This is a genomic window from Parvibaculum indicum, assembly GCF_011762095.1.
Classification (GTDB): Bacteria; Pseudomonadota; Alphaproteobacteria; order Parvibaculales; family Parvibaculaceae; genus Parvibaculum; species Parvibaculum indicum.
On sequence record NZ_JAASQO010000006.1, the window covers coordinates 114,982 to 132,166 of the forward strand.

The 17,185-nt window shown below is 60.2% G+C and carries 22 protein-coding genes and 1 pseudogene; 9 read left to right on the forward strand and 14 right to left on the reverse strand.

The window, feature by feature from the left end; all coding sequences use genetic code 11:
- Positions 1-4: 4 nt before the first annotated feature.
- Positions 5-259 (reverse strand): annotated as a pseudogene (locus FHS78_RS19770) (transposase); the annotation flags it as partial.
- Complete coding sequence (locus FHS78_RS19380; RefSeq protein ID WP_246220421.1) at positions 247-735, reverse strand: hypothetical protein; 489 nt, start codon at positions 733-735, stop codon at positions 247-249. The pseudogene FHS78_RS19770 and the gene FHS78_RS19380, both read right to left, overlap by 13 nt.
- 127 nt (positions 736-862) lie before the next feature.
- Between FHS78_RS19380 and FHS78_RS09265 the strand changes: the two genes are divergently transcribed.
- Positions 863-2,992 carry an RNA-guided endonuclease TnpB family protein gene (locus tag FHS78_RS09265; protein ID WP_167093467.1) on the forward strand — a complete coding sequence of 710 codons (2,130 nt, stop codon included), beginning with the start codon at positions 863-865 and terminating at the stop codon, positions 2,990-2,992.
- On the opposite strand, the gene FHS78_RS19385 is transcribed toward FHS78_RS09265, so the two are convergent.
- Positions 2,968-3,330, reverse strand: a complete 363-nt coding sequence (locus tag FHS78_RS19385; RefSeq protein WP_167093468.1) for a nucleotidyl transferase AbiEii/AbiGii toxin family protein — start codon at positions 3,328-3,330, stop codon at positions 2,968-2,970. The genes FHS78_RS09265 and FHS78_RS19385 overlap by 25 nt on opposite strands.
- The gene (locus FHS78_RS09275; protein ID WP_246220422.1) at positions 3,323-4,171 is read right to left on the reverse strand and encodes a type IV toxin-antitoxin system AbiEi family antitoxin domain-containing protein; all 849 of its coding nucleotides are present in this window, start codon (positions 4,169-4,171) and stop codon (positions 3,323-3,325) included. Before FHS78_RS09275 ends, FHS78_RS19385 begins: the two co-directional genes overlap by 8 nt.
- A gap of 386 nt (positions 4,172-4,557) precedes the next feature.
- On the opposite strand from FHS78_RS09275, the gene FHS78_RS09280 reads away from it, so the two are divergent.
- Positions 4,558-5,772: an RNA-guided endonuclease InsQ/TnpB family protein gene (locus FHS78_RS09280; protein WP_167093471.1), complete on the forward strand. Its 1,215-nt coding sequence runs from the start codon at positions 4,558-4,560 to the stop codon at positions 5,770-5,772.
- Positions 5,773-6,251: 479 nt separating this feature from the next.
- Here FHS78_RS09280 and FHS78_RS09285 read toward each other — a convergent pair whose 3' ends face one another.
- Genes FHS78_RS09285 through FHS78_RS09295 form a run of 3 tightly spaced genes read right to left on the reverse strand, consistent with a single transcriptional unit; the run spans position 6,252 to position 7,042 of the window.
- Positions 6,252-6,539 carry a HigA family addiction module antitoxin gene (locus FHS78_RS09285; protein WP_167093473.1) on the reverse strand — a complete coding sequence of 96 codons (288 nt, stop codon included), beginning with the start codon at positions 6,537-6,539 and terminating at the stop codon, positions 6,252-6,254.
- A 10-nt stretch (positions 6,540-6,549) separates the two neighbouring features.
- On the reverse strand, positions 6,550-6,828 hold the full coding sequence (locus FHS78_RS09290) for a type II toxin-antitoxin system RelE/ParE family toxin (protein WP_167093475.1): 279 nt from the start codon (positions 6,826-6,828) through the stop codon (positions 6,550-6,552).
- A 31-nt stretch (positions 6,829-6,859) separates the two neighbouring features.
- The gene (locus FHS78_RS09295) at positions 6,860-7,042 is read right to left on the reverse strand and encodes a hypothetical protein (RefSeq protein WP_167093477.1); all 183 of its coding nucleotides are present in this window, start codon (positions 7,040-7,042) and stop codon (positions 6,860-6,862) included.
- A 155-nt stretch (positions 7,043-7,197) separates the two neighbouring features.
- Here FHS78_RS09295 and FHS78_RS09300 point away from each other — a divergent pair, with 155 nt between their 5' ends.
- The 3 genes from FHS78_RS09300 to FHS78_RS09310 all read left to right on the forward strand — a co-directional run bounded on the left by FHS78_RS09300 (position 7,198) and on the right by FHS78_RS09310 (position 9,296).
- Complete coding sequence (locus tag FHS78_RS09300) at positions 7,198-7,503, forward strand: hypothetical protein (RefSeq protein WP_167093479.1); 306 nt, start codon at positions 7,198-7,200, stop codon at positions 7,501-7,503.
- A 243-nt stretch (positions 7,504-7,746) separates the two neighbouring features.
- Positions 7,747-7,971 carry a helix-turn-helix domain-containing protein gene (locus tag FHS78_RS09305; protein ID WP_167093481.1) on the forward strand — a complete coding sequence of 75 codons (225 nt, stop codon included), beginning with the start codon at positions 7,747-7,749 and terminating at the stop codon, positions 7,969-7,971.
- Positions 7,968-9,296 carry a HipA domain-containing protein gene (locus FHS78_RS09310; protein ID WP_167093483.1) on the forward strand — a complete coding sequence of 443 codons (1,329 nt, stop codon included), beginning with the start codon at positions 7,968-7,970 and terminating at the stop codon, positions 9,294-9,296. Before FHS78_RS09305 ends, FHS78_RS09310 begins: the two co-directional genes overlap by 4 nt.
- Before the next feature lie 58 nt (positions 9,297-9,354).
- On the opposite strand, the gene FHS78_RS09315 is transcribed toward FHS78_RS09310, so the two are convergent.
- Both FHS78_RS09315 and FHS78_RS09320 read right to left on the reverse strand, forming a co-directional pair.
- Positions 9,355-9,660, reverse strand: coding sequence for a HigA family addiction module antitoxin (locus FHS78_RS09315; protein WP_167093485.1), 306 nt, complete (start codon positions 9,658-9,660; stop codon positions 9,355-9,357).
- Positions 9,661-9,665: 5 nt separating this feature from the next.
- Positions 9,666-9,893: a type II toxin-antitoxin system RelE/ParE family toxin gene (locus FHS78_RS09320; protein WP_343041953.1), complete on the reverse strand. Its 228-nt coding sequence runs from the start codon at positions 9,891-9,893 to the stop codon at positions 9,666-9,668.
- Positions 9,894-10,023: 130 nt separating this feature from the next.
- On the opposite strand from FHS78_RS09320, the gene FHS78_RS09325 reads away from it, so the two are divergent.
- Together FHS78_RS09325 and FHS78_RS09330 are read left to right on the forward strand one after the other, a co-directional pair.
- The gene (locus FHS78_RS09325) at positions 10,024-10,215 is read left to right on the forward strand and encodes a type II toxin-antitoxin system HicA family toxin (RefSeq protein WP_246220424.1); all 192 of its coding nucleotides are present in this window, start codon (positions 10,024-10,026) and stop codon (positions 10,213-10,215) included.
- Positions 10,212-10,556 (forward strand): type II toxin-antitoxin system HicB family antitoxin, encoded by a 345-nt coding sequence (locus FHS78_RS09330; protein ID WP_167093489.1) that lies wholly within the window; start codon positions 10,212-10,214, stop codon positions 10,554-10,556. The genes FHS78_RS09325 and FHS78_RS09330 overlap by 4 nt, the downstream gene beginning before the upstream one ends.
- Positions 10,557-10,621: 65 nt before the next feature.
- Here the strand turns inward: FHS78_RS09330 and FHS78_RS09335 are convergent, their stop codons facing one another.
- Positions 10,622-11,476: a nucleotidyltransferase domain-containing protein gene (locus tag FHS78_RS09335; protein ID WP_167093491.1), complete on the reverse strand. Its 855-nt coding sequence runs from the start codon at positions 11,474-11,476 to the stop codon at positions 10,622-10,624.
- A 25-nt stretch (positions 11,477-11,501) separates the two neighbouring features.
- Between FHS78_RS09335 and FHS78_RS09340 the strand changes: the two genes are divergently transcribed.
- Complete coding sequence (locus FHS78_RS09340; RefSeq protein ID WP_167093493.1) at positions 11,502-12,380, forward strand: metallophosphoesterase; 879 nt, start codon at positions 11,502-11,504, stop codon at positions 12,378-12,380.
- 22 nt (positions 12,381-12,402) lie between these two features.
- Here FHS78_RS09340 and FHS78_RS09345 read toward each other — a convergent pair whose 3' ends face one another.
- The 4 genes from FHS78_RS09345 to FHS78_RS09360 form a co-directional block, all read right to left on the reverse strand.
- Positions 12,403-13,773, reverse strand: coding sequence for a rhodanese-like domain-containing protein (locus FHS78_RS09345; protein WP_167093495.1), 1,371 nt, complete (start codon positions 13,771-13,773; stop codon positions 12,403-12,405).
- Between the two features lie 95 nt (positions 13,774-13,868).
- On the reverse strand, positions 13,869-14,387 hold the full coding sequence (locus FHS78_RS09350; protein WP_167093497.1) for a BLUF domain-containing protein: 519 nt from the start codon (positions 14,385-14,387) through the stop codon (positions 13,869-13,871).
- 89 nt (positions 14,388-14,476) lie between these two features.
- Positions 14,477-15,508 carry an SAM-dependent methyltransferase gene (locus FHS78_RS09355; RefSeq protein WP_425500296.1) on the reverse strand — a complete coding sequence of 344 codons (1,032 nt, stop codon included), beginning with the start codon at positions 15,506-15,508 and terminating at the stop codon, positions 14,477-14,479.
- A gap of 15 nt (positions 15,509-15,523) precedes the next feature.
- Positions 15,524-16,348, reverse strand: coding sequence for a DUF1295 domain-containing protein (locus FHS78_RS09360; protein ID WP_167093501.1), 825 nt, complete (start codon positions 16,346-16,348; stop codon positions 15,524-15,526).
- A gap of 145 nt (positions 16,349-16,493) precedes the next feature.
- Between FHS78_RS09360 and FHS78_RS09365 the strand changes: the two genes are divergently transcribed.
- Positions 16,494-17,177: a DUF6134 family protein gene (locus tag FHS78_RS09365; RefSeq protein WP_167093503.1), complete on the forward strand. Its 684-nt coding sequence runs from the start codon at positions 16,494-16,496 to the stop codon at positions 17,175-17,177.
- The last annotated feature ends 8 nt before the right edge of the window (positions 17,178-17,185 follow it).

Here is a 17,185-nt window from a genome sequence, read left to right on the forward strand (position 1 = left end):
TCATGCCGCGAACATTGAGATCCTCAATGACCACAGCGCTGGCCTTGCGGGCCAGCCCGGTCGTGAGTTTATGCAGCCCATCCTGCCGGATATTGCGGATGCGCGCATGGAGCTTCGCGATCTTGGCGCGAGAACGCGCGCGGTTCTTCCCGCCTTTTGCCTTTCGCGCATGGGACCTCTGGAGCCTGGCGAGCCGCTTCAGATTTCTGCCCAGAGATTTCGGACCGGCAAACTTGCGGCCATCGCTCAGGGTTGCCAGGTCGGTAACACCGAGATCGACCCCGAGAACCTCCTCGTCGGGACGCGGCGTAAAGCTGTGTGTAACGCTCGGATCTCCGCTTCTTCCGCATGTATCAGCTCTATTCGCTGGAGGCCGACCCGCAGCCAGCGGCTCTGTCCGCTCGTGAGGTAGCGGTCTCCGGTCATGCTGTCGCCTGACCCTGACTTGTTGCTGCCCTGCCCTATGCTGCCGGCGCTTGGCGAGAAGAGTTCGCCCTGGTACTTCGCAAGCGCGGCCAGGATATGTTCGGGCCGCGGAAATCGGCTTGTGTACCCGTCGCCGGGCCGAATGTAGATCCCATCCTCGATGTGATAGGTCTTTTCCTGCTCAGTGAGCTCGGCCAGGGCGGCTTCAACGGCGCCGCGCTCGCCAAGATGCAGCAACTCGTTCGCTGTGACCGCGCCGCCGTCGGGGAACACGGCAACGTACGCCTCTACCTGCTGTGCCAGACTCATCGCGCGTCTCTCGAGGTTTCCGCTGCCGGTTTTGATGGTCAGAAACCAAGCATATCCGATGGAAACGCCAACAGACCTTGATAATTCAGGTTTTCCGGACATCTTTCAACCAGCAGAGGATTGAGAGATGACCGTCGAGATTTCCGAATTCATGGCCGATGCCTTGGTGCAACCCGGGCCGGACAGGCGCGTCTTCGCGATCGGCGACGTGCATGGCCAGCACGACGCCTTCCTGGACGTGCTCAAGGCCATGACGGCTGCGGCGTCTGAATGCGAGGAACACACCGAATTCGTGCAGCTCGGCGATCTCATCGACCGGGGGCCGTATTCCCTGTGTTGCATCGACGAGATGATGAAGTCGGCCGCCGAACTCGGCTTCGACGATAAAACCGTTTTAATGGCAAACCATGAGCAGATCGCCCGGATCGTCATGGACGTCGATGCGGGAAAGGCTGATTTGTGGATCGAGAACGGGGCCAAAGCGATTTTCCGGGAATGCGGCGTGCCGGATGATGCTCGCCGGCGTTTCAGCGCATCGCAGAAAGCGAGGGCTATGCGCGATTTCTGGGGCAAGGATCGTCTCGAGTTTCTTCGCTCGCTGGAGCCACATCGACAGATCGGAAACCTGCTTTTCGTTCACGCCGGGCTCAACCCGAACGTGCCGAAGGATGAGTTCCTGGCGCTGCCATGGGATTACACCTTCCAGCCGAATATCCTGGGCGACCGGGAAAATCACTGGGCCTGGATCCGGTTCCCGTTCCTGAATCATATCAGCGGATGGGGCGGCGATCTCATCGTGCACGGTCACACGCCCGAGCCGAGGGTTATTGCCTATGAACGAGAGGATCCGCGCATGGCCCACCGTATTCGCTACGACCGGCTGGACCTCGACGGCGGCGCCGGCATGGGCGAGCCTGTGGCGGTGGCGGGTGCCGAGTTCATCCGTGTCGCGCGGGAAACTCGGCCCTTCAGGGCGGGGAGGAAAGCGCGCTGGCCAAGGTCTTTAGAATTCTCCGTTTCTGACTATTTTCCGAGAATGATCTCGAACCGAGCGTACCGATACCGGCTGAAGCCGACGGAGGAGCAGGCCGCGCAGATGCGCCAGTTCTCCGGCGTGGTGCGGCTCGTTTACAACCTCGCGCTGGAGCAGCGACGCGACTGGTGGCGGCAATACGTCGCCCGAACCGGCAAGTCGCTCACCTATGTAGTCCAGGCGCGAGAGCTCACCGAACTGCGCCGGAGCTTCGACTGGATCGCAGCGGTCTCCCAGACGAGCCAGCAGCAGGCGCTGCGCGATCTCGATCGCGCTTATGCGAACTTCTTTGCCGGTCGATCCGGCTATCCATCGCCCCGGCGCCGGGGCGTTCATGACGGGTTCCGCTTCCAGGGTCGCGAGTGCCGGGTCCGGCGCCTCAATCGGAATTGGGGCGCGATCCATCTGCCGAAAATCGGTCCGGTCCGCTTCCGCTGGACCCGCGACATCGCCGGTGCCGTGAAGAATGTGACCGTGTCACGAGACCCGCTCGGCTGGCATGTCAGCATCGCCTGCGAGGTCGAGATCGAGGCGCCGGAGAAGCCGCCGTTGAAGGCGCTCGGCATCGATCGCGGTGTCGTACATACGCTGGCCTTCTCCGATGGGAGGTTCGCCGATCTCCCGCTGGAAAGGTTGCGCGTCCTCGACCGCCGGGCGCGCAAACAGGCCCGGTCGCTTGCCCGCTGCCGTCGCGGTTCGAAGCGCCGGGAGAAGGCCAAAGCGCGGCTGGCCCGGACCAGGGCGAAGACAGCGCGTGTCCGCAAGCACTGGGTCCATGAACGCACCGCCGGTCTGGCGCGTAGCTGCGGCACCGTCGTGATCGAGGATCTGCGGGTCCGGAACATGACCGCGAGCGCACGGGGCACTGTCGAAGCGCCCGGCACGAATGTGCGTCAGAAGGCGGGCCTTAATCGATCCATCCTCGAACAGGGCTGGTTTTTCTTCGAGACCTGCCTTCGCTACAAGCTTGAGGCCGCTGGCGGGACGCTGATCAAGGTGCCCGCTTCCTATACGAGCCGGACCTGCTTCGCATGCGGGTCCATTTCAAAACATCACCGCAAGAGCCAAGCGGTGTTTCTCTGTTCCGACTGCGGGTACTCGGCCCATGCCGATACGAACGCGGCGCGGAACATTCTCAAGGCCGGAACGCGGCCTTCGGGGAGGGTACCGGTTGCGGGCCCGTCGAACCGAGAATCTCGTCAGATCGCGCAAACCGCGGCCTGATGCAAAAATCCCCCGTTCAGGTGGGGGAAGACGTTAACGCTGACCATGATGCGGATGTCATTGTTGCCGCCACCGGCAATCCGCCGGGCCTGCATCTGCGGGTTTCGTTTGGTGACCGCCGCCATGATGCGGTCGAGTGTCTGGTCAATTTCCATCAGGGACGCTTCGCGTTCGCCAACCGGCAGGTAGGTCAGGTCGATGTCGACCGACAGGCGAGGCATGTCCCGATAGAATAGGTTTATGGCTGTGCCGTCCTTCAGGGCGAACACGTCCTCCGCTGCGATGTCTGGCAGTACGCCCAGCAGGAGCCGAACCTGATCCACATAGCGGTCAAGCATCGGCATCGGCCTCCGGGTCTTCCGTCCGCACGAAGCTCTTCGGGACGTAGATGCGGTATGTTGGATGGAGCTTGCCGCCTTCGACAAGCGCCCGCGGCCCCGAGCCGAAATCGACCTTGTCGATACTTAGGTGTTTGCGCCAGGCATGCTGGTGGCGATCGGCGAAGACGAAAAACAGGCGCCGCACCTTTACGCTCTGGCAGGCGGTGAGCAGCGCCATAAGTTGCTTGGGCCGCAGCGTTGTCAGGCTCTCGAAAATTTTGTCCAGAGCCTCGAAGCTGGCTTCGTCGGTCAGTTCGTCGAGCGCTTCTAAAGTGGCCCGCTCAGGAGACGATGCCCTCAGCGACCAATGCCAGACATTCACGGCCTGACTGCTTTCGCGGGTATCACGGTCAGTGTCGATGATGCCGGTCTGGTCGTCGCCGAACAGGGTGCGTCGGTGCACGACCATCTTTGCGTCGCTCGGCAGCCGCTTCAGCCATGAGGGCACATCGCCGTAGAGGTGGACGCGCGGCGTGCCGCCCAGGTGCAGGTAGTGGGCATAACCCGCCAGGTCGAGCGCGCTCACGCCGCCTAGGTGCACATCGTACTTCATGATCCATTGCAGGGAGAGCAGGGCGCTGTCCCATGGGACAGCGCTTTTTGCCTGCACACCTTCCGGCAGGGGGCGGCGGTAGACGCCCCTCATGACCCGCTCCAGCCAACCTCGGGCCACGTAGTTGTGGATCGACTTAGCATCGATGCCCTGGCCCTTGAGCCAAGGGGTGTCCACCAGAAGGCCCGGTGGTACCTTGTCCAGGAGAGGTTTTAATCGTTGCTGTTTTTGATGGTCCATAACCATCAAAATCGCATATTTTCAAAATAAGGCCAAGTGGGATTTTGATGTTTTGTCAATTGCATGGCTTTTTGCCAATCAAATGAATATTTTTCAAAATTATACCTCGTATACCTTAAGCGTTCTTGAGCCAGCGCCAACTGAAGAAAGTTAAAGGCTTCAACCCCCTACTAAGGGGCACCTTCGGGTGCTCGTCGTCGCTTTCGTCGATCTACGTGATCTTACTAACAACCGATTCCGGAAGATCTTCGATAGCGCCGACTTTCCGCGAGCGGCCTCTCAAGCGGTCATCTGATCAAGCGCGGGAAACCTCGTCTTTCAGGGCGAGGAAGAAAGCGCGGTGGGTAGGGCCTTTTGAAGGCCGGGTTTCTGACTATTTTCGGTGAATGATCGTGAACCGAGCTTACCGATACCGGCTGAAGCCGACGGATGAACAGGCCGCGCAGATGCGTCAGTTCTCCGGCGTGGTGCGTCTCGTTTACAACCTCGCGCTGGAGCAACGTCGGGACTGGTGGCGCCAATACGCCGTCCGAACCGGCAAGTCGCTCACCTATGTAGCTCAGGCCAGAGAGCTCACCGAACTGCGCCGATCGTTCGACTGGATCGCAGCGGTCTCCCAGACGAGCCAGCAGCAGGCGCTGCGCGATCTCGATCGCGCTTATGCGAACTTCTTCGCCGGTCGATCCGGCTATCCCACCCCCCGGCGCCGGGGCGTGAACGACGGGTTCCGCTTCCATGGCCGGGAATGCCGGATCCGACGCCTCAACCGGAATTGGGGCGCGATCCATCTCCCGAAGATCGGAGAGGTGCGCTTCCGCTGGACCCGCGACGTCCTCGGTGACGTGAAGAATGTCACCGTGTCACGGGACCCGCTCGGCTGGCATGTCAGCATCGCCTGCGAGGTCGAGAGCGAGGCGCCGGAGAAGAGAGCAGCAGAAGCGGTCGGCATCGATCGCGGCGTCGCGCATACGCTTGCCTTCTCCGATGGAACATTCGCCGATCTGCCGCTGGAGCGGTTGCGCGTTCTGGACCGCCGGGCGCGCAAACAGGCCAGATCGCTTGCCCGCTGCCGGCGGGGATCGAAACGCCGGGAGAAGGCGAAAGCGCGACTGGCGCGGACCAAAGCGAAGACAGCGCGTGTCCGCAAGCACTGGGTCCATGAGCGCAGCGCCGGTCTCGCAAGGCGCTACGGCACCGTTGTGACCGAGGATCTGAAGGTCGCGAACATGACCGCGAGCGCGCGAGGTACCGTCGAGGCGCCCGGCACGCATGTGCGCCAGAAGGCGGGCCTGAACAGATCGATACTCGAGCAGGGCTGGTACCAGTTCGAGACCTGCCTTCGCTACAAGCTGGAAGCGGCCGGCGGTGTCCTGATCAAGGTGCCCGCGGCCTATACGAGCCAGACCTGTTCGGAATGCGGCTCGATCTCGAAAACCCACCGCAAGAGCCAAGCGGTGTTTCTCTGTTCCGATTGCGGGCACTCGGCCCATGCCGATACGAACGCGGCGCGGAACATCCTTCGGGCCGGAACGCGGCCTTCGGGGAGGGCACCGGTTGCGGGCCCGACGACCCGAGAATCTCGTCAGAATGCACTCGCTGCGGCCTGATGCAAAAATCCCCCTTCTTGAGGTGGGGAAGACGTTAAGGGATCACGGTAGAAGAGCTCTTGGCCGACGGGGTCTCCCCAGAAGAGGCGATAGGCCGGCTTGATGCCGCCTTGGCCAGCTGGACCGTCTTTTCGGATTCGCCCAAGGACCAGGAATGGCTCGACCGCCTTTATCGGGATGGCACGACCTGGATCCGGCCCCGACCTTTTTTCCGGAAGGACGTCGCCGTGGTTTTAGAGCGACGTGACACGGATGAAATGAGGGTCCATGCCGCGCTGAAAGAGCGGGGCAGGGCGACCAGGAAGCACAGGGCCGCTGACGATGCTCGGGAATGGGCCCAGCTCTTCCTGAATTCGCGGTCGAGCCTTTTGTAGGCAAAATGGCTGAATTGCCTACAAAAATTGCCCCAAATCCTGCGAAATGGGGGCAACTTCGAGCAAAAACAAAGAGTTAGGGCTTGTTCGATTTGCTTGCGTCCGTTAAGCGGCGGCCTCTTGCAGGGCCCGTACAGGTGGCTGCTCATGCTGCTGCGCCTGCCACAGATCATAGTTGGCCTGAAGGTTGATCCAGAAGCGCGCAGTGCTTGCCCCCGCCAATTCCAGGCGGATGGCCAGGTCAGGGCTAATTCCCGCCTTGCCGTTTAGCACTCGTGATAGGGCCGTGCGGGACATGGAAAGCCGCTCAGCGGCTTCCGTCACCTGCAAATCCAGCGGTTCGAACACCATTTCTTTCAGGATTTCTCCCGGATGGGGATGCTTGTAAATCATGGCTTTGTCCTCAGTGATAGTCTTGATAATCGACCAGCTCGATATCGGAACCGACAAAGCGAAAGGTCACTCGCCAATTTCCGTTCACCCATACTGACCAGCGGCCTTTCAGCTCCCCTTTAAGCGGATGTAACCGCAATCCGGGTTGCTCCATATCCTTTGGCTCATTTGCGGCATCGAGCATAGCCAGGATCATGGCCAGTCGTTTGGTGTGGGTGGCTTGAATGCCGCGCGTTGAACCGGTGCGATAGAACCTTTCCAGGCCCTTGTGACGGAATCCGATAATCATACCGACAATGTAGCGCGTAACGTTACGCGCATCAACGACCTGCTGCCGCCATGGCACGGTCCATCTGCATGGCCATCAGCACGGGCGCAACCGTCCGATGAAGAACCGGCTTGATGTCGGGGTCGACGCGGTTGGCTTCGCGCCGATATGGCTGGGTTAGGCTGTCAAGCTGGCTCAGCAGCAGAAAACAGTGATGACCATGCTTGATGTGCACAGCCCGCGTTCGAAGCGGCCGAAGTGATCACCCGAGAGAAAGGGCGGGCGGGACAACCTGCAAGGATTTCTTGCAGGTTCAATCTGATTCCGGCCGCCCTGAATCCGGAAGATTCTTGATGGCGCCGACTTTCCTTTAGCGGCCTCTCAAAGCGATTGACCTGCGACGCGGGACGCACCCTGACCCTCAAACATGCCCGCGCGCCGGTGATCGACAAGGCCTCCGACCGCGCCAATTCGGTGTTGCAAGCTCTCGCCCATATCGGAAAGGACCGCATCGATACCGATACGATCCGGCAATTGGCGCGCCGTCTCGGCGACCACGACATGAAAACACTAATCAAAGCCCGTCCGAAACCAGTGCATCGCGCAGGAATGGGCACAGCTCTTCCTGAAATCGCGGTTGAGCCCTTTGTAGGCAAAAAGACGATTTTGCCTACAAATCAAGTGAGGGGTGTGTGAAAGGTTGCCCCCATTTTCCGAGGTGTGGGGCAACGTCGAGCGAAAACAATGGGTTAGGTCCTGTTCGACTTTGCGCCGTTCCTATTTGTTACGTGGCCAATTCGATTGATGAGATATATGCGTCTCATATGGTCGTCAGGAGATAGTACTTCCTGATTTGCGCCATATTCATCTCATTTGTCTTGAACTCTCCCGCATATCCGCTATATGGGATGTATACGTCCCATTTTATGGACCCGATTCATGGACAAGCTCGCATTGATTTCGACCGCCAAAGAGTTCGGCGCCGAGATCCGCCGCCAACGAAAAGCGGCGAAACTTACACAGGCGGAGCTCGCAACAGCGATAGGCACGACCCGACGTCTCCTCTCCGCCCTCGAAAACGGGGAGCGCGGTGTCTCCATCGAGGCGGCACTGGCCGCCGCCAGCGAGCTCGGGCTCGAACTGCGCATGGAACCGAGATCATGACGCGCGAAATCGATGTCTTCGTCGAAGGCGAGGATCGCCCGACCGGACGGCTGTCCGGCGACGAGCAGGGCGCCCTGTCGTTCCGCTACACTGCGGACGCCGTGCGGCCGGTCTCGCTCGCTCTGCCGCTCGAGCGGGAAAGCCTCAAGGACAGCGAAACGCGATCCTTCTTCGACAATCTACTGCAGGAGAATTCGTCACTCGATGCGGTGATGGCGAAGCACAACATCGATCGCTCCGACATTGCAGGCCTGCTTTATCACCTCGGCCGCGATTGCCCAGGTGCGATCTCTTGCGTGCCGGCCGGCGAGGGACCGGGAAAGAGGCCCGGACGCCTGGAGGAAGACTACGATGTGTTGAGCGATAACGATCTCGCCAGGATCATGCGCTCCCTTCGCGACGACAGGCGTCTGCCGGTCGACACCAAGGACCCATCGCCGCTGGCCGGCGTCCAGGGAAAGATCGCGCTTACGTTATTGGCCGACGGATCCTTTGCCATTCCGCGACATGGAACCGGCGTCCCTACCACGCACATTCTCAAGATCCCGCGGCGCGGCGAAGAAGCTCTCGTCGACCAGGAGCATCGATTGATGTCGATCGCGGGCAGGGTTTACGGGGACGAAGTCGCACATGTCGAGCCGCTCGAAATTGATGATGTGCGTGGACTGCTTATCACCCGGTTCGACCGTGTCGTCGAGAACGGTGTGGTGAGCCGGATCCATCAGGAGGACTTCTGCCAGGCGCTCGGCCTGCCGAAGAGCCTCAAATACGAACGAGACGGCGAAGGCGGCCGATCATTCAATGCAGAAGCGGTAGGCAAGGTCCTCGGAAAGACAAGGCTGCCGGCCAAGGCGCGGCGCTCCCTTCTGCAGATGACCATCCTCAATCTTGCTCTCGGCAACACAGACAACCACGCCAAAAACCACGCCCTGATCTATCGTGGCAACGCTCCGGAGCTCGCCCCACTCTACGATGTCGTCCCCGTGCTGCTCGACTCGAACATCGATCATCGATTTTCGCTGCATATCGGAGCCGCCGACACGATGGAAGCGCTCACACGCGATGACTTCTTCGACTTTGTAAGAGCGATCGGCCTCAGGGCACGCGGCAGGTCTGGTGAAGACGAAATCCTCAAGAACACCGGAGAGGTCCTAAATGCGATCGCCGGGCTTGTGGATGAACTGCAGGGCGGACAAACGAAGCTGCTTGGCGACATGATCGCACACCAGGTCGAACGTATCTCGGAAGTTCTGGGGCTCGAGACCGAGATTCCAGAGCGAGACGCCTTCCTGCTCAGAGGGGGTGGCTTCCGCCTGCAGAGCTGATGGGGAGGCTTAAATGGGCGTGGACGGTGAATTGCGACGGACAAGCAGGAGCGAAACCCTACGCAGCTTCCAGAGGTTTGGCTCGGTTGATTCGTGCCTTTTCCTTCGGATCGTGCATGGCTTTCCAGAGTTCGCTGCGGCGCTGCGTGTTCAGCCAGAAATCTGGCGTGTTGCCGAACACGCGGGCCAGAATGAGCGCGGTGGAGGCAGTCACATTTCTCTTGTCATTGCAGAGTTCGTTGACGTGCTTGCGTTGTACACCCATGGCCTCGGCCAGTTCGGTCTGGGTAAGCCCGAGCGGCTCCATGAACTCCTCGGTCAGGATTTCGCCGACCGTGGCCGGTTTGCGCTTCGTCATCAACATGAGCTTTACCTGTAGCTGTGATCGTTCAGATCGATATTCCTCGCCTCGCCCCGGCTTGCATCCCACTGGAAAACCAGTCTCCATTGCTTGCTGACGCGGATTGAATGCCAGCCGGACAGCTTGCCCTGCAGCCGTTCGAAATGATTGCCGGGCGGGATACGAAGGTCCTCGTCGGCCATCGCGTCGTCAATCATCTGGAGCTTGCGAAACACCCGCAGCCTTTTTAGCAAAATGCGGGGTTACAAATCGCTAGCACCTTATGCTTACGTATATGATTGTGGCCGATTATATTGCTTGCATGAACAGCAAGCACAAAAGGACGCTCAAAGCTGTGTTTGCCGAGCCCGTCTCAGGAGCGATTGAATGGGCGTCTATCGAGAGTCTGCTTGTTGCTGTCGGGGCGCCCGCGTGATCGAAGGCCGTGGCTCCCGCGTCCGGTTTGAGAAAGATGGTGTAGTCATCTCGTTCCATCGGCCGCATCCGCGCAAGGAGGCCAAACGCTATCAGGTCCGCGACGCCTGCGAATTCCTCTCCCAGATTGGAGCGAGACCATGAACACGATGACTTACAAGGGCTATTCGGCGCGGGTTGAATATGACGATGAAGATGAAATTTTTTTCGGCAAAATCGCCGGTATTTCCGATGTCATAGGGTTTCACGCGGAGACTGTTGCTGATCTGAAGACAGCGTTCCATGAAGCGCTTGATGACTATCTTGCCACCTGCGCAAAGGTTGGTAAGGAGCCCCAAAAGCCCTATTCAGGCAAGATGATGTTCCGCGTGTCTCCGGATGTTCATCGTAAGGCTGCCGTAGCTGCAGAACTTTCCGGAAAGAGCCTCAACCAATGGGCCGAGGAAGCGCTGTCAAAGGCGGCCCAGCCGAATTCGGTCGGGTAGCTTGCTGTGCCCGCAGCCTCGATTGCGCCGTTTGTCAGAAGATCATTTTTGGGTACTTTCGGGTGTCAAAACACCCGCATCCCATCCTTGAGAATATGCGTTTTGATGATGTCACGCGCGCTTTCGATCTCGACGACATCGCAGTCGATTTGCAGGTAGCGCTCGATCACCCGCTGCGTCTCCTGCCATATCGCGAAATAATCCCACCCGGTCACCCGCGTCTTGTCGGCATCGATTGCGATATCGATGTCACTGTCCGGTGTGGCGTCTCCTCGGACGAGGGATCCAAAAAGCCAGAGCGCTTGCACCCCGATACGCCGCAGTTCCGGCTCAAGTTCGCGCAACCCTTCGATGCATTCAGCCTTGTCGGGCACGCGCGGCCGCAGCTTTTCCAACGCGCTGTGTAACGCGCGGATCTCCGCTTCTTCCGCATGTATCAGCTCTATTCGCTGGTGGCCGACCCGCAGCCAGCGGCTCTGTCCGCTCGTGAGGTAGCGGTCTCCGGCCATGCTGTCGCCCGACCCTGACTTGTTGCTGCCCTGACCCATGCTGCCGGCGCTTGGCGAGAAGAGTTCGCCCCGGTACTTCGTAAGCGCGGCCAGGATATGTTCGGGCCGCGGAAATCGGCTTGTGTACCCGTCACCGGGCCGAATGTAGATCCCATCCTCGATGTGATAGGCCTTTTCCTGCTCAGTGAGCTCGGCCAGGGCGGCTTCAACGGCGCCGCGCTCGCCAAGGTGCAGCAACTCGTTTGCTGTGACCGCGCCGCCGTCGGGGAACACGGCAACGTACGCCTCTACCTGCTGTGCCAGACTCATCGCGCTGTTCTCGAGGTTTCCGCTGCCGGTTTTGATGATCAGAAACCGAGCATATCCGATGGAAACGCCAACAGGCCTTGATAATTCGGGTTTTCCGGACATCTTTCAACTAGCAGAGGATTGAGAGATGACCGTCGAGATTTCCGAATTCATGGCCGATGCCTTGGTGCAACCCGGGCCGGACAGGCGCGTCTTCGCGATCGGGGACGTGCATGGCCAGCACGAGGCCTTCCTTGATGTGCTCAAGGCCATGAACGCTGCGGCGGCAGAAAGCGCGGAACGCACCGAGCTCGTTCAGCTCGGCGATCTCATCGACCGGGGGCCGTCCTCCCTGCGCTGCATCGATGAGATGATGAGGCCGGCTGAAACGTTGGGCTTCGACGAGAAAACCGTTCTGATGGCAAACCATGAGCAGCTCGCGCGCATCGTGATGGATGTGGATGCGGGCAAGATCGATCTGTGGCTTGAAAACGGCGCCAAGGCGATCTTTGCAGAATGCGGCGTGCCCGACGAAGTGCGCGCACATATGAACTGGGCCGAAAAGGCACGCGCGATGCGTGATTGCTGGGGCGCGGCGCGTCAGGCTTTTCTGCGTGAATTGCAGCCCTATCGCCGGATCGGAAACCTCCTCTTCGTGCATGCAGGCCTCAACCCGGATGTGCCGAAGGATGAGTTCCTTGCGCGCCCCTGGGATTACAGCTATCGCCCGACCCGCCCCGGTTTCGATGAGGATCACTGGGCGTGGATCCGGTTTCCTTTCCTCAATCATGTCGGCGGATGGGGTGGCGATCTCGTGGTGCATGGGCACTCGCCCGAACCGCGGCTCATCGCCTATGAAGGCGAGGATCCGCGCATGACACACCGCATTCGATATGACCGGCTCGATATCGATGGCGGGGCGGGCATGTCAGAGCCCGTGGCTGTGGCGGGCGCCGAGTTTATTGCGGGTGGGTATCGGATATATAAAGCGCGGATATCCGAGAGCCGTGCTCGGGCGCGGACATAGGTTGTGCGCGCCAGGGCCGCGCCTAGCTGTGGACCGGATATCCGGCCGCTTTCCACGCGCTCATCGATCCCATAAAAACGTCGACTTGCTTGAAGTCTTGTCGGCGCAGCATTGATGCCGCGATGGTGGAACGCGCACCGCTCTTGCACATCACGGTGTAGCGTCGTTGAGGGTCAAGTTCGCGCATCTTCTCTGCGATCTCGCCGACATAGATGTGCTGGGCGCCGTCAATGCGCTCCTCCGCCAATTCGTCTTTGCCGCGCACGTCAAGAAGGGTCCAGTCGTCTGGCGCTTCGTCGAGACGGCGGGCCACTTCGGGAACATCCACAACCGGCATGGATTGAAACGCACCGGACATCGCAGCCCAGCCGGTTATGGACGGGGTGAGAAATCCTTTCACGCCGTCAAAACCGATCCGGGCGAGATGGCGCGACGCACAACTGGCCTGATCCGCGTCGTTGGCGACGAGCAGGATTGCGTCCAACGGATCGAGGAACCAGCCCGCGAAAGCCGGGATCATGTCATCGGGCAGGGCGATCGCGCCGGGCAAATGCGCACCGAGATAGGCGGCGACCCCGCGAACATCGAGGATCGTGGCATCGCCTGCGGCGTCCTGCCAGGCCTTCGGTCCGAATGCGGGCGGTACGGTCGGTTCCTCAAGGCGCGGTCCGCCTTCCAGGTTGATCTCTTCCATCAGGCGGAAATAGGGCGGCTGGTCATGATGCTCGATGAGCTTGGTGTCGATGAAAGCGTCGCGATCGTTCATCCGGAGCATCGGGTTTGTCTGGCGTTCATAGCCGATGGTGGAGAATTCGCGGTCCGCCATATTATTGCCGCAGACTGAGCCCGCGCCATGGGCGGGGTAGATAATGGCCTGGTCGCCGAGCGCGCAGATCTTCTGCAGGCTGTCGAATAGGTCGCCGGCGACGTTGCGCGCCCGATCCGGATAAAAGTCGGTGCGGCCCACATCGCCGACAAACAGCGTATCGCCAGTAAAGACGCCGACCGCGTTTTCGCCAAAAGCCTTGTCGTAGATAGCAAAGGACAGGCTGTCATCGGTATGTCCCGGCGTTTCCATCACGCAAAGCGTGAGACCCCCAAAGGTGAAATGATCGCCCTCCCGGACCGTTTCCGCATAGGTGACATCGAGTTTGTCATCGGGGCCGTGATGCACCCGGGCGCCTGTGATCGCGGCGAGGTCAGGCGCACCGGAGACGAGATCCTCGTTCCGGTGTGTCTCGAAAATATGCGTGATGCGGCATCCGCGGCGGTGCGCCATCTCCGCATAGACCGCGCAGTCGCGACGGGGATCGATGACGGCAGCTTCCGTGCCGTCTCCGATGAGCCATGAGAGATGAGCCAGGCCTTCGGTCTTGATCTTTTCCACAAACACGCGCGATCTCCTCTCTGGGAATTCACTAGCCGGCTTGTGAATTAGGGGCCGGATGTGACGAGTTTTTGTCCGTGACGTGGTGAAGAAATGGAGTCTCAGGCCAGGGCCGGTTCGCTGCCGATCTCTCCGCGCCAGGGTATATCGAGAGTGTCGTGGCCCTTGAGCTGGATCCGGAAGAACCAGTCCAGCATGATCCGGGTCGTGTGTGGCAGCTCTGCGGTCCTGCCGCCAGACACGGTCAGGAAATCGGCAACCGTGCAGATCGACGCTTGCGGACAAGTGAGGCACTGCATCTCACATTCGTCCGGCGAAGTGAGAAGAGAGCTTTGCACCACGACCGACCATTCGTCGAAACAGCGAGCCGGAATTTTCTCAAAGGCGACCCGTTTGACCGACCTGATGCGCCGGTCCGCTTCGAGGCGCTCTTCAAGCGCCCGAAGTTCGGCTTCGGCGCCTTCCACGATGTGGAAGAAGGCATTTTCCGCACAGAAGAGTGCACCCGTAATCGCGGCGAAATTGTTCCGGATCGCCGATCCTTCGAATATCTGTCGAAGGTCCCTGTCGCTTATCCGCTCACCCACCCAGGCGCTGAGGCACGCCATCTGGAAAATCATTGTTATTACCCTTGTTTCCTCCCCGGGAAACAAGGGTCGCGTGATAGGCCTGAATAAACCGTATATCCCTGATCTATGTGGGGATTTTCTCAGTCCGCCTGCGGCCGCAACAGGTAATGGCTGACACCCCAGGCCGTGCCGTTCTCATGGCCGAAGAGCCCGGCCGTTGCGAGAAAGAAGAGCCGCCAGCGACGGAACCAGACGCCTGCCTCATTGCCATAGACGTCGCTCAATATGCGGCGGATGGCGGGTGCATTCGCATCGTAGTTTTCCAGCCAGTCGAGCGCGGTGCGTTGATAATGTTTGCCGTTCCAGTTCCAGTCCTGCTCGACCTCGAAAAGCTCGGGGAATTGTCGGATCAGGCCGTGGCTCGGCATATTACCGCCCGTGAAGAAATACTGGGCGATCCAGTCATTGCCGTCTTCATGGTCGAAGCGGTACGGCGCATTGCAATGCGAGAAGACATGGATGAAGAGGCGGCCTTCGGGGTTCAGCCATGTCCTGACGCGTTTCAGCAGATCGTACCAGTTCGTCATATGCTCGAACATTTCGATGCTGATCGCGCGGTCGAACTTGCGATCCGTCTCGAACACATTCATGTCCGCGGTGATGACTTCGAGGTTGTCGATGCCGCGCTTTTTTGCCTCCGCTTCGATGAAGGCGCGCTGCGAAGCGGAGTTGGAGACGGAGACGATGCGCGAATTCGGATAGGTCGCAGCCATGTAGAGCGAGAGCGATCCCCAGCCGCAGCCGAGTTCCAGAATATCCTGTCCGTCGGCAAGGCCTGCGCGCTCGCAGGTGATCCGCAGCGCGGCTTCTTCCGCCTCGTCCAGGCTAGCCCCGTCATGCTGGTAGAAGCAGCAGGAATATTTCAGATGCGAACCGAGCGCGAGCTTGAAGAAGTCGGCGGGTAGTTCGTAATGCTGTTCATTGGCTTCGTCGGTGAAAAGCGCGACAGGGCTTTGCCGCATCATTTCGGCGAAAGCGCGTTCCTCACTTGAGGGCAGATCCATCAATCGCCTGTTCGTGCTGGAGACGCGCATTCCGATCCCCGCCTTGAGCAGGCTGTCGGGAAGCGGCGCATGTTCGGCAAGCGAAACAGTCAGAGATTTCAGCATGATATTGTCCTGAAAAGATCAGTTGGCGGAGGAAACCGGGCGGGTCGTATCCCCGCCGGAGGGCGGCAAGGGAATGAAGGCGCTGACGCGGGCCTGATAGGCTTCATAGGCGGCGCCCTTGGAGGCGAGCATCTCGCGCTCCAGCATGGGCACGCCGGATACCCGGGTCAGAAGCCAGTACATGAAGACAGGGCCGATGAGGGTCAGAAAGCCGGCGTAGTAGCCGTCCGTCAGGTTGATCGCGAAGACGGGATAGGCAAGCCAGCCCAGCCATTCGAAGAAATAGTTCGGGTGGCGCGACCAGCCCCAGAGACCGGCATCGCAGACCTTGCCCTTGTTTGCCGGATCCGCCTTGAACCGGCGGAGCTGACGGTCCGCGAGGCTTTCGCCGAGAATGGCGCCGGCGAGGACGAGGATGCCGGCAATATCGGTCCAGCCAAGGCCGGGCGCGGGATTATGCGCGGCGAAGAAGACGGTGACGGCCAGAAGGAAGGCGGCGACGGCCTGTATCTGGAGAAAAAGCGCCATGCGGGGCGACCAGTAGGAGCCATATCTCTGGGCAAAAGCGACATAACGCGGATCGGGCTCGCTGATCAGCGTGCGCCGGAAAAGATGCGTGGTCAGCCGGGCAGACCAGGCGCCAGCCAGGACGGCGATCAGCAGCTGGCGCTCGCTCAGCCCGCCCTCATGCGGGAAGAGAGCGGCTGCGACGCAGGCCAGGCCCGTCGCCAGCGACCAGACCACATCGACCGCGCCGCCATGCTTTGTGACGCCCTGAACCGCCCAGGCCAGAAGCATGGCGCCACTGACGCTAACGGCTATCAGGCCCAATACTTCGGCCATTTTCCCGGCTCCTCGTTCAATTTCGACTATCTGACTGAGCTATACGCCGGTCAGGCCGAGGCGGATCATTCCCGCGCGGCGTGATCCGGCTCCCGCTCAAATGCGTATCCCAGACAGTCGAAGCGTTACGCCAAGGAGGATCATCATGCCGACCCGCCGCGCACTCCTGTTGGGCACAGGCGCTGCCATTCTGGTCTCGCGCCCGGTCTTTGCCGCCGCTCAAAACATCGTCGAGGCGTCAATGACGCCGCGCCGGCCGGCATCAAACGAAATCGCTTTCGATATTTTCCGCAAGGGGTCGCAAATCGGGCATCACCGGCTGAGTTTTCAGGGCGGCGAGCAGGATTTTCAGGTCGCAATCGATGTGGAGATGGTGGTGAAAATCGGTTTCATCCCTGTCTTTCGTTATGAGCACCAAAATCTGGAGCGCTGGGAGCAGGGGCGCTTTGTGGGCCTTGAAGCAAAAACCAACAATGATGGCGACGACCTCGTGACGAAGGTCACCCAGACGGAGAAGGGCTACAGGGTCGAGTCGACGGGCAAGAAAACCTATGTCGCGCCCTCGCAGGCGCTGGCGGCGACGCATTGGAACATCGACGAGCTGAACGGCCCGATGATCAATCCGCAGAATGGCGAGTTGCTGACACCGGAGGTGGTGAAGCTGGGTGCAGACAAGGTCGCGCTTGCCGATGGCGGGCATGTGCCCGCCGCCGGTTACAGGCTCGAGATGAAAGACCCGCTTTCGCTCTGGTATGACGGGCGGGAACAGTGGACGGCGCTCGACTTCACCGCAGGCGACGGATCCAGCGTGATCTACCGCAAGGTGTAAGCCTGAAG